At 67.7% G+C, this 12643-nt stretch carries 11 protein-coding genes; 2 read left to right on the top strand and 9 right to left on the bottom strand.

Going from position 1 to position 12643, the window contains the following annotated elements; translation table 11 throughout:
• Positions 1-14: 14 nt before the first annotated feature.
• Positions 15-698: an arylesterase gene (locus AC1Q7Q_RS26230; protein ID WP_492370656.1), complete on the bottom strand. Its 684-nt coding sequence runs from the start codon at positions 696-698 to the stop codon at positions 15-17.
• On the opposite strand from AC1Q7Q_RS26230, the gene AC1Q7Q_RS26225 reads away from it, so the two are divergent.
• Positions 697-1395: an ABC transporter ATP-binding protein gene (locus AC1Q7Q_RS26225; protein WP_492370655.1), complete on the top strand. Its 699-nt coding sequence runs from the start codon at positions 697-699 to the stop codon at positions 1393-1395. The two genes, AC1Q7Q_RS26230 and AC1Q7Q_RS26225, sit on opposite strands and share 2 nt — an antisense overlap.
• Positions 1396-1407: 12 nt before the next feature.
• On the opposite strand, the gene pgi is transcribed toward AC1Q7Q_RS26225, so the two are convergent.
• The 8 genes from pgi to AC1Q7Q_RS26185 form a co-directional block, all read right to left on the bottom strand.
• Complete coding sequence (gene pgi / locus AC1Q7Q_RS26220; RefSeq protein ID WP_492370654.1) at positions 1408-3042, bottom strand: glucose-6-phosphate isomerase; 1635 nt, start codon at positions 3040-3042, stop codon at positions 1408-1410.
• 238 nt (positions 3043-3280) lie between these two features.
• A complete protein-coding gene (locus tag AC1Q7Q_RS26215) occupies positions 3281-4243 on the bottom strand; it encodes a DMT family transporter (protein ID WP_492370653.1) in 963 nt (320 codons plus the stop codon).
• Positions 4240-5865: an NAD(P)H-hydrate dehydratase gene (locus AC1Q7Q_RS26210; RefSeq protein WP_492370652.1), complete on the bottom strand. Its 1626-nt coding sequence runs from the start codon at positions 5863-5865 to the stop codon at positions 4240-4242. The genes AC1Q7Q_RS26215 and AC1Q7Q_RS26210 overlap by 4 nt, the downstream gene beginning before the upstream one ends.
• Positions 5866-5867: 2 nt before the next feature.
• Positions 5868-7157: a D-amino acid dehydrogenase gene (locus AC1Q7Q_RS26205; RefSeq protein ID WP_492370651.1), complete on the bottom strand. Its 1290-nt coding sequence runs from the start codon at positions 7155-7157 to the stop codon at positions 5868-5870.
• Positions 7158-7179: 22 nt separating this feature from the next.
• Entirely contained in the window at positions 7180-8490 is a 1311-nt protein-coding gene (locus AC1Q7Q_RS26200; RefSeq protein ID WP_253927291.1) for a TRAP transporter large permease, read from the bottom strand.
• Complete coding sequence (locus AC1Q7Q_RS26195; RefSeq protein ID WP_309405805.1) at positions 8490-9041, bottom strand: TRAP transporter small permease subunit; 552 nt, start codon at positions 9039-9041, stop codon at positions 8490-8492. Before AC1Q7Q_RS26195 ends, AC1Q7Q_RS26200 begins: the two co-directional genes overlap by 1 nt.
• A 169-nt stretch (positions 9042-9210) precedes the next feature.
• The gene (locus AC1Q7Q_RS26190; protein ID WP_174424553.1) at positions 9211-10173 is read right to left on the bottom strand and encodes a TRAP transporter substrate-binding protein; all 963 of its coding nucleotides are present in this window, start codon (positions 10171-10173) and stop codon (positions 9211-9213) included.
• 146 nt (positions 10174-10319) lie between these two features.
• Entirely contained in the window at positions 10320-11663 is a 1344-nt protein-coding gene (locus tag AC1Q7Q_RS26185) for an amidase (protein ID WP_492370650.1), read from the bottom strand.
• A gap of 306 nt (positions 11664-11969) precedes the next feature.
• On the opposite strand from AC1Q7Q_RS26185, the gene AC1Q7Q_RS26180 reads away from it, so the two are divergent.
• Positions 11970-12590, top strand: coding sequence for a winged helix DNA-binding protein (locus tag AC1Q7Q_RS26180; RefSeq protein WP_492370649.1), 621 nt, complete (start codon positions 11970-11972; stop codon positions 12588-12590).
• Positions 12591-12643: the final 53 nt, after the last annotated feature.

Below are 12643 nucleotides of genomic sequence, written 5' to 3'. Positions count from 1 at the left end.
AAAGCCGCGGACAACTAGCGGGTAGCTGTCTCGGCCGCCGGCGCCTTCAGCAAGGGCTTGAGCTGCGGCCAGACGGTATCGAGCAGCGTGCCCTGCGCCTGCGCCGTGGGATGGAGGCGGTCTGCCTGGAACCACTCTGGCTTGGCGATGACTTGCTCCAGCAGGAAGGGCACGAGCCGGACCTTGTACTCGCTGGCCAGCTTGGGGTAAAGCGAGAAGAACCGTTCGGTGTAGTCCGGCCCGTAGTTGGGCGGGATGCGCATGCCCACCAGCAGCACGCTGGCCTTGGCCTGCTGTGCGCTGGTGACGATGCTGCGCAGGTTGGCCTCGGTGGTCTGCAACGGCAGGCCGCGCAAGGCATCGTTGGCGCCAAGCTCCACGATGACCACGGCCGGATGGTGCCTTGCCAGCAGGTCGGGCAAGCGCGTCTTGCCGCCTACCGTGGTCTCGCCGCTGATGCTGGCATTCACGACGTTATAATCGAAACGTTCCGCCCGCAGACGCGCCTCCATCAGCTTGACCCAGCCTGTATCGCGGGCCAGGCCATACTCAGCGGACAGGCTGTCGCCCAGCACCAGGATGGCGGGCGTTGCCGCACGCGCCATCGACGCCGTGGCCGGCACCATCGCGGGCAGCAGCGTGGTCACGCACACCGCCAGCGCCAGCTTTCGCCAACCGCACCAGAACTTCTTGCTCATGTCTTCATCCATTCTTGCAGTCGAGTCATTAGGAAAGACCGTAGCCGACACGACAGGTTCGCTGACGATTTTGCACGACGTGTCGTTTTCCGTCACGCCCGGCGAAACGCTGGCCATTGTGGGCGCATCCGGCTCGGGCAAATCCACCCTGCTGGGCTTGCTGGCGGGCCTGGACCTGCCCACGACAGGCACCGTCAAGCTCAACGGGCAGGACCTGTTCCAGCTTGACGAAGACCAGCGGGCAGCGCAGCGCGGACGCCATGTGGGCTTTGTGTTCCAGTCGTTCCAGCTGGTCGGGCACCTGAGCGCCCTGGAAAACGTCATGCTGCCGCTGGAGTTGCGCGGAGAGACCGCTGGCGTGAGCGAGCGCGCCGCCGACATGCTGGCCCGCGTGGGGCTGAGCGGGCGCCTTTCCCACTATCCGCGCACGCTCTCCGGCGGCGAGCAGCAGCGCGTGGCGCTGGCGCGGGCGTTTGTGGCCCGTCCCGACATTCTCTTTGCCGACGAGCCTACCGGGAGCCTGGATACGGCCACCGGGGAGGCCGTCATTGCGCTGATGTTCGAGCTGAACCGCGATGCCGGTTCCACCCTGGTGCTGGTCACGCACGATCGCTCCGTGGCGGCCCGCTGCGGGCGCATCCTGACCATCGAAGCCGGCCGGGTTGCCAGCGACGAGTGGATGACCGCGCCGGTTTGATAAAACGCTGCGTCAGGCGTTGCCGAGCGCCGCGCGCGCGCGCGCAATCAGGCTGCCGGTCGATGCGTCGTGCTGCCCGGCGGCGGCACTTGCCGCATGGTTAAGCTCGCCCTCGATCGGCTTGGCCAGGATCTTGCCGAGTTCCACGCCCCACTGGTCGAACGAGTTGATGTTCCAGACCACGCCTTGCACGAAGGTGCGGTGTTCGTAGAGCGCGATCAGCGCGCCGAGGGTATGCGGCGTGATGTCTTCCATCAGCAGCGTGTTGCTCGGCCGGTTGCCCTCGAATACCATGTGGGCGATACGGATCTCGTCGGTGAGGCCCGTGGCGCGCAGTTCCTCGGCCGTGCGCCCGAGCATCAGCGCCTCGGCCTGGGCAAAGCAGTTGGCCAGCAGCTTGGCGTGATGGCCGGGCAGCAGGCGCGGCGGCCGCAGCGGCGCCACGAAATCCACCGGCACGATCTGCGAGCCCTGGTGGATCAACTGGAAATAGGCGTGCTGGCCGTTGGTGCCAGCGGAGCCCCAGACCACCGGCGCGGTATGGGCGCGCACGTGGCGGCCGTCAAGCTGCACCGATTTGCCGTTGCTCTCCATCTCCAGCTGCTGCAGGAAGGCAGGGAACAATTCGAGCGAGGTGGAGTACGGTGCCATGCAGCTGGTCGGCATGCCGAAGAAGTTGCGGTACCAGATGCCGAGCATGCCCAGCACCACGGGCATGTTCTGCGCCAGCGGCGCGCTGCTGAAATGCGCATCCATGGCGCGGCCACCGATCAGCAGGTCTTCGAATGCATCGAAGCCCACCGCCAGCGCAATCGACAGGCCGACCGAGGACCACAGCGAGAAACGCCCGCCGATCCAGTCCCAGAATTCGAACATGTGCGCCGGGTCGATGCCGAAGGCGCGCACTGCCTCCACATTGGTCGACACCGCGGCAAAATGGCTGGCCAGCTGCTCCTGGGCCACGCCTTGGTCGAGGAACCACTGGCGCGCGCTGCAGGCGTTGGCCATGGTCTCGAGCGTGGTGAAGGTCTTGGAGCAGACGATCACCAGGGTTTGCTCGGGGTCGAGACGGTCCAGGCATTCGGCCAGTTCGGTGCCGTCCACGTTCGAGACGAAATGCATGCGCGGGCCGTTGCCGGCCAGGTGCGAGAGCGCGCGGCACACCATGCGCGGACCCAGGTCCGAGCCGCCGATGCCGATGTTGATGACGTCGGTGATGCGCTTGCCGGTGAAGCCGGTCCAGTCGCCGCTGCGCACGCGCTGCGAGAACACGCGCATGCGGTCCAGTACGGCGTGGATGGCGGGCATGACGGGCTTGCCGTCAACCTTGAACGCTGCGCCGGCGCCGGCGCGCAGCGCGATGTGCAGGACCGCGCGGTCCTCGGTGGCGTTGATGTGGTCGCCGGCAAACATGGCATCGCGGCGTTTCGGCACGCCGGCTTCATCCGCCAGTTGCATCAGCAATGCCATGGTCTGCGGCGTGATGCGGTTCTTGGAGTAATCGAGATACAGGCCTGCGGCTTCCAGCGAGAACTGCTCGACGCGTTGTTCCGCGGAGCCGGCGGCAAACCACTCGCGCATCGGCGTTTCGCGAATGGCGTCGTGGTGTTGCAGAAGTGAGTGCCAGGCGTGGAGGTCTGTGGGCATGCGTGCGGAAATCTTTGAAGGACAGCGCGGAAGTACCGTTTCAAGCTTGGTTTTTCGGCTAGATATCATTGCTCCCCGGCAGCCAGCCCGGCTGGCCTTGCGCAACGGTCAGGAGCCTCTCAAGTATAACGCGCCCATCTGGCACGACTCGGCGTTTTGGCGGCAAAAGACGGCATTAGTGCTTCCGAGGGGATCGATCGCCGGGCGCATTCCTTCGCGCGCTGGCGCCGTTCTCCCGTCAGCCGGGGCGCCCGAGCCGGCGCGCAACCGCCCGCAGCGCTGACTCGCCCCCCGCCACGCACACCCCGCCCACGCAGATCACCGCCACGCCGAGCGCGGTGATCCAGTCCGGCAACTGGCCGAACGCCAGGTAGCCGATGGTCGTCGCCGACAGGATCTGCAGGTAGAGGAAGGGACTGAGGAATGACGCATCCGCGTACTGGAACGCGCGAATCACAAAATAGTGGCCAATCGAGCCGGTGATGCCGGTGCTCAGCAGGAGCACGGCTTGCAGCGGCGTGGGTGCCGCTTCGAACCAGAAGAAAGGCACCAGCAGGGTGGTCAGGGCGGCGCCGGTCACGCCGCTCTGGATCAAGGTGGTCATGGGCGCGTCATGCGCGGCGATGCGCCGCGTCAGCATCTGCATCAACGCGAACACCAGCGCCGACAACAAGCCCAGCGTAATGCCGGCCCCGCTCAGCTCGCCGCCGGGGCGCACCACGATCAGCATGCCAATGAAGCCGATCGCCACGCCGCTCCAGCGGCTGACGCGCGCATGCGCGCTCGGGCGCTCGCCGAGCAGCCAGGGCGACAACGCCACCACGAACAGCGGCGCGCAGAAATTCAGCGCCGTGGCCTCGGCCAGCGGCATCAGCTTGAGCACGCTGAAGAACACCAGCGTGGAGACCAGCATCATCCCCCCGCGCTGCCATTGCAGGCCCGGTTTCACGGGGCGCCATTGCTGGCGGAAACGCACCGGCCCGAGCAGCAGGAAGATGGCGGCCACATGGCCCACGTAGCGTACCCACGCCACGCCCACCACCGGCAGGCCCTGCTGGGTCAGCGTCTTGCTGCTGGCATCCAGCAGGCTGAGGATCCATTGGCCGAGCACCAGCAGGGCCACGCCGGTCAGCAGCTGGCGCCGGGCCTGCGAGCCGCTGGCGGCCCGCAGGCGGGCGCCGCCATCCGTCGCCTTGCTCATGCCTGCTGCGCCCGCAGCAGGGCATTGAACAGGTCGCGCACCGGCAGGTAGAGCTCGCTCGCGGTCAGGCCGGCGGGGCCGGTGCCCTGCGCCACCAGGTGGTCGGCGGCGCGCCCGTGCAGCCAGACCGCGGCCTGCGCGGCCTGCAGCGCTGGCATGCCTTGGGCCAGCAGGGCGCCAATCATGCCGGCGAGCACGTCGCCGGTGCCGGCGGTGGCCAGGCCGGCATTGCCGGTCGGGTTGATCGATAGCGACATGCTGCCAAGCGCATCCGGTGGCGACGCGATCACCGTGCCCGAGCCCTTGAGCACGACCACGGCCTGCCATTGGGCCGCCAGCGAGCGCGCCGCCGCCAGGCGGTCGCGCTGGATCTCGGCCACGCTGATGCCGGACAGGCGCGCGGCTTCGAGCGGGTGCGGCGTCATCACGCGCACCGGCGGGCCGCCGCCAAGCATGGCGGCAAGCGCGGGGTCCGCGGCCAGCAGGTTCAGCGCATCGGCATCCAGCACCAGCGCGGGCGGCTCGGTGGCGGCCACGCTGGCTTGCAGCAACTGCGCCAGCTGCTTGCGCGCCGCCGTGCCCGTGCCCATGCCCGGGCCGATCACCAGCGCGGACATGTAGGTCAGCTCGATCTCCGCGATCGGGTGCAGCATCAGCTCCGGGTGCACAAGGTCGATCAGCGGCGCGGGCTGCGCCAGGAAAGCGATGTGCACGCGCCCGGCGCCAAGGTGCTGCGCGGCACGCGCGCCAAGCAGCGGTGCGCCGGTCATGCCGATGCCGCCGCCGATCACGGCGAGCGAGCCGAACGTGCCCTTGTTGGTGGCATGGCGCCGCGTGGGCAGCGCCGATGCAAACGACGCCGGCACGTTGACCGTGGCGCAGGCAGACTGGGCCGGCGGGTAGCGCAGGCCGAGCGGGGCGATATCGACCTCGCCCGCGCAATCGCGCCCGTCGAGCGTGAGCAGGCCCGGCTTGGCACCGATGAAGGTGAGGGTGCGGCGCGCGCGTACCGCCGGCGTGCCGGCGCCGGTATCGGCGAACAGCCCGCTCGGGATGTCGAGCGAGAACACTGGCAGCCGGGATTCGGCAAGGTGCGCGATCCACTGCGCCGTGAAGCCATCGGCGGCGCGGTTCAGGCCAATGCCGAACAAGCCGTCGACCAGCGCGCAGGTGTCCGGGGGAAACGGCGGCAGGGTGCCATGGCAGGTGGACTCCGGCATGGCGTGCAGTATCACGCCGGCCGCGCGCGCCTCCAGCCAGGCACGCCCGGCGTCGGCGGGCAGGCGATCGGGCTCGGCCGTCAGCCACACCTGCACCTGCCGCCCGGCCTGGTGCAGGCGGGTGGCGGCCACCAGCGCGTCGCCGCCGTTGTTGCCCGGGCCGGCCAGCAGCAGCAGCGGGCCCGCTGGCGCATGGTGCGCCAGCCAGGCCGCCGCGGCAGCGCCGGCCCGGGACATCAGCGCGAAGGCGGGCAGGCTGGCCATGGCGGCCGCTTCAATGTGGCGGATGGTCGCCACGTCGTACAGCGGGATCACGCTGGCGCTTGCCGCGTCCAGGGGCAGCCAGGCATCGTCGGGCAGCGCAGCGGCCAGCGTGGGAGAAGTCGGGGCAGAGCTTTGCATGGTCAGCGTGGGCCTAAGCCGTAGCGGTCGGGGGTCAGGCCATCCAGGTCGATGCCGGGGCGATTGCCTGCGATCAGGTCGGCGGCAATGCGCCCGGAGCCGCATGCCATCGCCCAGCCGGTGGAGCCGTGGCCCAGGTTGAGGTAGAGCCCGGGCACGGCCGTGGCGCCGATCAGCGGCGGGCCATCGGGCAGCATCGGGCGGGCGCCGGCCCACAGCGTGGCCGTGCCATAGTGGCCTGCAACCGGGAACCAGTCGCGCGCCACCTTGAGCAAGGTGTTGATGGCCGCGGGGCGCAAGTCGAGCTTGCGCGAGCCGAGCTCGGCGGTGCCGGCAATGCGCAGTCGGTTGCCCATGCGGGTGATGGCGACCTTGTACGACTCGTCCATCAGCGCGCCCAGCGGCGCCTGCAGCTCGTCGCTGACCTGCACGGTGGCGGAATAGCCTTTGACGGGGTAGAGGGGGATGCGCAGGCCCAGCGGGCGCAACAGCGCGGCGCTGGCTATGCCTGCACTGACCAGCACGCGATCGGCGGTGAGCGTTTCGCGCGCGCCGCGGGCATCGCCGGCACCGGTGCTGCGCAGGTCAAGCGAGAGCTTGCCGCCCGGCAACGGCCGCAGCGCGCTGGCGTCACTGTCCATGACAAAGCGCACGCCCGCGGCCTCGGCCAGCACGCGCAGCCGGCGCACGAACATCGGGCAATTGCCGGATTCGTCCTCGGGAAGATGCAGCCCGCCGGCCAGCGGCGTGTCGGTGGTCAGGCCAGGCTCGATGCGCCGGCAGCCGTCGGCGTCGACCAGCCGGTGCGGCACCTTGTGCTCGCGCAGCAGGGCCAGCGCCGGCTCGGCGAGATCCCGGTCGCGCTGGGTACGGAACAGCTGCAGGTAGCCTTGAGATTGCTCGTAGTCGATCTGGAGCTGGCCGCGCAGCGCATGCAGGCATTCGCGGCTGTAGAAGGCCAGGCGCTGCATGCGCAGCTTGTTGAGACGGTAGCGCTCCAGCGTGCATTCGCCCAGCCAGCGCGCGATCCAGCGCCACATGGCCGGATCGGCGCTGGGCCGGAACAGCACGGGCGAGGTGCTGGCGAAGAGGTTGCGCAGCACCTTGCCCGGCATGCCGGGCGCCGCCCAGGGTGTGACATAGCCCGGTGCGATCACGCCAGCGTTGCCGAAGCTCGACTCTTGCGCCGGCGCGGCGCGCCGCTCGACCACGGTTACGTCGAAGCCAGCCTCGCGCAGGTACCACGCGGAGCACACGCCGATGACACCGGCGCCGATGACGATCACATGCATGGCGCTCCGTAGGTTACTTCAGTTACTTCAGCTCTTTTTGCATCACCACATCGGGCAGCCAGGTGACGATCTCCGGCCACACGGTGACGATGCCGATGGCCACCACCATCATCATGAAGAACGGCAGCGAGACCCGCGCTATGTAGTTACTGTCCTTGCCTGTCATGCTCTGCAGCACGAACAGGTTGAACCCCACGGGTGGCGTCACCTCGGCGATCTCCACCAGCAGCACGATGAATATCCCGAACCATACCAGATCGAAGCCCGCGGCCTGCACCATCGGCAGCACCGTGGCGGTGGTCAGCGCGATCATGGAAATGCCATCGAGCGCGGTGCCCAGCAGGATGTAGATCACGGTCAGCACGGCGATCAGCGCCCAGGGCGACAGGTGCATCGAGGCCACCCATTCCGCCAGCGCGCGCGGGATGCCCGTAAAGCTCATGGTCACCGACAGGAACGAGGTTGCGCCCAGCACGAACATGATCATGGCGGTCAGCCGGGTGGCCGACATCAGGCTTTCCCAGAACGCCTTGCGCGTGAGCGAGCCGCCCACCCACGCCAGCGCCAGCGACGCCACCACGCCGTAGGCGGCCGCTTCCGTGGCGGTGGAGTAGCCGGTGATCATGATCCACGTGATAAAGGCGATCAGCACGATGCACGGCATCAACTGGCGGATCGAGGCGAGCCGCGAGCGCCAGTTGAAGACTTCCGCCTTCGGCGTCTTGTCCGGGTTCGACAGCGCCCACACCACGATGTAGCCGGAGAACAGCAGCATCAGCAGCAGGCCGGGCAGGAAACCGGCCAGGAACACGCGGATGATCGACACATCGGCCGAGACCGCATAGACCACCATGGTGATCGAAGGCGGGATCAGGATGCCGAGCGTGCCAGCGCACGACAGCGAGCCCAGCGTCACGCGCTCATCGTAGCCGCGCCGGGTCAGCTCGGGCAACGCCGACTTGGCGATGGTGGCGCAGGTGGCGGCAGACGAGCCCGACACCGAGCCGAAGATGCCGCAGCCCAGGATGTTGACGTGCATCAGGCGCCCGGGGAGCCAGTTCAACCACGGCGAGAGCCCGTTGAACATCTGCTCGGACAGCTTGGTGCGAAACAGTATCTCGCCCATCCACACAAAGAGCGGCAGCGAGGCCAGCGTATACGACGCGCTGGACGACCACCACGCATTGGCCAGGTTGACCAGCGCATCGCGATCGGCAAACACCACCAGCCCCACCCAGGAGGTGACGGCAATGGCCACGGGAATCCACGCGCCGATGACCAGGAAGCCGATCATCACCACCAGCAGGATCAGGGAAATCAGGACGGTGCTCATCAGACGGTCTCCCCGAAGTCGCCGGCGGCCAGCTTGGCTTCCTGCGCCAGCTGGTAGCGCGGCTTTTGCTTGCGCGCCACGCGCAACAGTTCGTCCAGCACCGCCAGCATGAAGCCGGCGCAGCCCAGCACCGCAAAGCTCTGCGGAATCCACAGCGGCACCACGATCTGGCCCTGCGACACATCGCCGATCTCCCAGCTCGCCCAGGCGAAGCTGAACAAGGCCCAGGTCGCGTAGGCGGCGAACACCGCGCAGATGGTCAGCGAGATCAGCTCCAGCCACCAGCGCACGCGCGGCTTGACGGCCTCCAGCAGCATTTCCACGCGCACGATGCCGCCGTGCTGGAAGGTCTGGCCAAGTACGAGAAAGGCGGAGGCGGCGCACAGCCACGCGACGATATCGTCGCCGCCCTTGAAGATAAACGTGGTCTCGCGCGAGAACGACATCAGGATCATGATGAGGCAGACCCCGAGGATGCACAGCGCGCCGAGCACGGCGAACAGGTCAAGCAGCCGGTCCAGCCAGCGCTTGTTGACGGAAGTGGCTTCCATGGCGAGTGGGGAGGGTTGATGCGGTGAAAAAGAGGGCGCGGGAGGCTTGCGGCAGCAGGGCCACGCCGGCGTGCAACGCCGCCGTGGCCGGATACGGATCGCTTGATTCTCGCTAGAGCACTGACTACGGCGCCAACTACAGCGCCAACTATGGCAATGACGGAAACGCCTACTTCTTGTATGCGTCCAGGATGGCCTTGCCGTCGTCGCCGGCGCCCTTGGCCCAATCTTCCACCATCACCTGGCCAAGCTTCTGCATGTCTTGCTTCAACTGGGGCGAGGGCGGCTGCACCGTCATGCCGTTCTTGCCAAGCACGGCCAGGTATTCACGCGTCTTTTGCTCCGAGATCTGCCAGCCGCGCTTCTCGGCTTCGGCCACCGTCTTGAGCAGGGCATCCTGGGTTGGCTTGTCCAGCGCCGCGAAGGACTTCTTGCTGACCACCAGCATGTTCTTGGGCAGCCAGGCATCGACGGTGTAGAAGTACTTCACGCTCTCCCAGACCTTGGTGTCCACGCCCGTGGCGCCCGAGGACATGAATGAATTGACGGTGCCGGTGGCGAGCGCCTGCGCCAGGTCGGCTGCCTGGATGGTCACCGGCTGTGCGCCCACCAGTTCGGCGATCTTGGAGGTGGCGGGGTTATACGCGCGCCACTTCAGGCCTTTCATGTCGGCCGCGGTGTTGATCGGCTTGTTGGCGTAGATGCCTTGCGGCGGCCAGGCCACCGCGTACAGCAGCTTCATGCCTTGCTTGTCCAGCACCTTGTCAGTGACCGCGCGCGAGGCCTGCCACAGCTTGTAGGAGTCCTGGTAGCTGGTCGCGAGGAAGGGCACCGCGTCCACGCCGAACACCGGGTTCTCGTTGGCCAGCAGCGACATCAGGATCTCGCCCATCTGCACCTGGCCGGTCTGCACGCCGCGCTTGATCTCGTTGGCCTTGAGCAGTGAGCCGTTGGGATGGATCACGATCTTGAGCTTGCCGCCGGTGGCCTTCTCCACGTCGGTGGCCATCTGCTGCAGGTTTTCGGTGTGGAGGTTGCTCACCGGGTAGCCGGTTGGCAGGTCCCATTTGGTATCCGCCCGCGCGGCCGACGTCATCACGGCAGCGGTGGCAAGCACCCCGCCCAGCAACATGCACTTCAGTGTGGCCTTCCCTTGCATCGATCTCTCCTGGTTTGTCGTTGCGGCTACGTTTGTCTTGGATTTTGTTCTGAAGTCGTCTTGCCCGCGCCACCTGGCTCAGGGGTGGCGCGGGTTACCTCTGTCCTTGCCGCGGCGCCTCAGGCCGCCGGCTTGATGATGGATTCCAATGCAATTGCCGTGCCCAGCAGTTGCGCGTCGCGCAACGCACCGTGCGAGAGCATCAGGCCCACGGGCAGCTCGTCCGGCTGGTGGCAGGGCAGCGAGATGGAGCAGCCATCGAGGAAGTTGAACGCCGACGTATTGCGCAGCAGCAGGGCGTTGGTGCGGAAGAACAAATCGTCGTCCGCCACCAGGGGGGCGATCGGCGGCGCCACCATCGGCACGGTGGGGCAGGCCACGGCGTCGAAGCCTTCGATGCGAACTGCTACCCGCGCGATCCAGTCAAGGCGGGCGCGCATCAGGTCCACGTAGTCGGCCGCGCTCATGGCCGCGCCGCGGTCGATGCGCGAGGCGACGCGCGGATCGTATTGCTCGCGCCGCGTGGCCAGCACGTGGCGGTGGATGGCATGCGCCTCGGCGGCGGTGAAGCCGCCGCCGGCGTTGATGCTGGCCAGCTCGGCCAGCTCCGGCAGGTCGATGTGCTCGATCTGCACGCCGGCCGCGGACAGCCGGCCGAGGGCGCGGTCGAACGCGCGCGCCACCGTGTCATCGAGTCCGTCGAGCAGGACCTGGCGCGGGATGGCCAGGCGGATACCCGCCGCGGCCTTGATGACGGGGAGCACCGCCTGGTCGGCGATCACGCTGTCCACCAGCACGCAATCCTGCACCGTGCGCGCCATGGCGCAGGCGGTGTCCAGCGTATAGGAGAGCGGGAAGGCGCCATCCAGCGGCACGCGCCGGGCGGTCGGCTTGAAGCCGGTCAGCCCGCACAGGGCAGCCGGGATGCGGATGGAGCCGCCGGTGTCGCTGCCCAGACCCGCCGCGGCCAGGCCCAGCGCCACGGACACCGCGGCGCCCGACGACGAGCCGCCGGGAATGCGCGCGACCTGCTTGTCCGCGGGGTTCACCGGCGTGCCGAAATGCGGGTTGATGCCCACGCCCGAGAAGGCGAACTCGGTCATGTTGGTGCGCCCGACCAGCGCCGCGCCGCTCTCGCGCAGCCGGCGCACCACCGTGGCGTCGGCCGTGGCCGCCAGCGCGTCGCTGCGCACCGGCGAGCCTGCGCGCGAGGTTTCGCCGGCGATGTTGAACAGGTCCTTGACCGAGACCGGCAGGCCGGCCAGCGGATGCAGCGGCTTGCCCGCCCGGCAGGCCGCATCGGCGGCCTTGGCGACCTGCGCGGCGGTGTCGAAGGTGGTATGCAGGAACACGGCGTGCGCGTCCGGCTGTTGCGCGTGCTGCGCAGCCTGGGCGATCACGTCGGCGCGGGAGATCGCGCCATCGCGAAGTTTTGTCTGTAATGTTTGGATATCCGTGGGCATGGGGCTCGCGATCAGTCGCGCTCAGGAGGGGTCCGATCGAGTCTATCGAGTGCGTCCGCGCTGCGCAACCAGCCCATGGCGGGGCACGCCTGCGTCCCCGCGATAGTGCGCAACCCGCGTTCCCCGCCCTTTTTTCGTGCAGAATCCACGGTGACATCCCCGATGTTTTGCTTGGATTTATTTTGTGTTTATCCTCATAATTTGTTAATAAACTGTCAAGCCAAATATGGTGGCCGGGACATCGGGGTTACACCTAGTCATTCTTGTCGTTCCGTGCGTACACCGACCCCTGAAAGGAGTGAAGACATGGCGCGTAAGCCAGCAACTCAGCCAGCAACCGAGCCAGCAACCGAGCCAGTAGCCGATCAAGCCGAGGGTGGCCAAGCGCCCGCCAGATCTGCGGCCAGCGCGCTGGCGCATCCGTCGGGCCCCAATATCGTTTCGTCTTCGCACCTGGTGTCGGAGCGCAGCCCGGAGCTGTCGGAGTTCGAGTTCGGCCTGAACACGGCCTACAACGCCTACAGCCGCTGGGTGGTACGCTGCATGGGCGCCTCCGGCGTGCGCGACCTGACCTTCCTGGACGTGCTGGTGCTGCATCACGTCAACCACCGGGCGCGCCCCAAGCGGCTCGCCGATATCTGCTTCGTGCTCAACGTCGAGGACACCCACCTGGTCACCTACGCGCTCAAGAAGCTGCAGGGCCTGGCACTGGTGGAGGGCGAGCGCATCGGCAAGGAAGCCACCTACATCACCACCCCCGCCGGCACCCAGGCCTGCGCACGCTACCGCGAGATCCGCGAGCAATGCCTGACCAGCAATTTCTCCGCCGGCAGTGCCGAGAACGTGGAGATCGGCGAGCTGGCACGGCTGCTGCGTGTGCTGACCGGCCTGTACGAGCAGGCCGCACGCTCGGCAACGTCCCTGTAGCAGCAAGCACATCGCGCGCGACCGGCCTGCGCCCCGGCCGCGCCGCCGCATGG

Source organism: Cupriavidus sp. GW823-FHT07A04, from assembly GCF_058794615.1.
The sequence above is the reverse complement of the archived record's forward strand: the minus strand, read 5'-3'. Positions and strand labels throughout refer to the sequence as shown.

What these genes read in the sequence shown, in the direction of transcription:
- AC1Q7Q_RS26225 (WP_492370655.1), top strand. Translation starts at nt 697, where the DNA reads ATGTCTTCATCCATTCTTGCAGTCGAGTCATTAGGAAAGACCGTAGCC.
- AC1Q7Q_RS26230 (WP_492370656.1), bottom strand. Translation starts at nt 698, where the DNA reads ATGAGCAAGAAGTTCTGGTGCGGTTGGCGAAAGCTGGCGCTGGCGGTG.
- pgi (WP_492370654.1), bottom strand. Translation starts at nt 3,042, where the DNA reads ATGCCCACAGACCTCCACGCCTGGCACTCACTTCTGCAACACCACGAC.
- AC1Q7Q_RS26215 (WP_492370653.1), bottom strand. Translation starts at nt 4,243, where the DNA reads ATGAGCAAGGCGACGGATGGCGGCGCCCGCCTGCGGGCCGCCAGCGGC.
- AC1Q7Q_RS26210 (WP_492370652.1), bottom strand. Translation starts at nt 5,865, where the DNA reads ATGCAAAGCTCTGCCCCGACTTCTCCCACGCTGGCCGCTGCGCTGCCC.
- AC1Q7Q_RS26205 (WP_492370651.1), bottom strand. Translation starts at nt 7,157, where the DNA reads ATGCATGTGATCGTCATCGGCGCCGGTGTCATCGGCGTGTGCTCCGCG.
- AC1Q7Q_RS26200 (WP_253927291.1), bottom strand. Translation starts at nt 8,490, where the DNA reads ATGAGCACCGTCCTGATTTCCCTGATCCTGCTGGTGGTGATGATCGGC.
- AC1Q7Q_RS26195 (WP_309405805.1), bottom strand. Translation starts at nt 9,041, where the DNA reads ATGGAAGCCACTTCCGTCAACAAGCGCTGGCTGGACCGGCTGCTTGAC.
- AC1Q7Q_RS26190 (WP_174424553.1), bottom strand. Translation starts at nt 10,173, where the DNA reads ATGTTGCTGGGCGGGGTGCTTGCCACCGCTGCCGTGATGACGTCGGCC.
- AC1Q7Q_RS26185 (WP_492370650.1), bottom strand. Translation starts at nt 11,663, where the DNA reads ATGCCCACGGATATCCAAACATTACAGACAAAACTTCGCGATGGCGCG.
- AC1Q7Q_RS26180 (WP_492370649.1), top strand. Translation starts at nt 11,970, where the DNA reads ATGGCGCGTAAGCCAGCAACTCAGCCAGCAACCGAGCCAGCAACCGAG.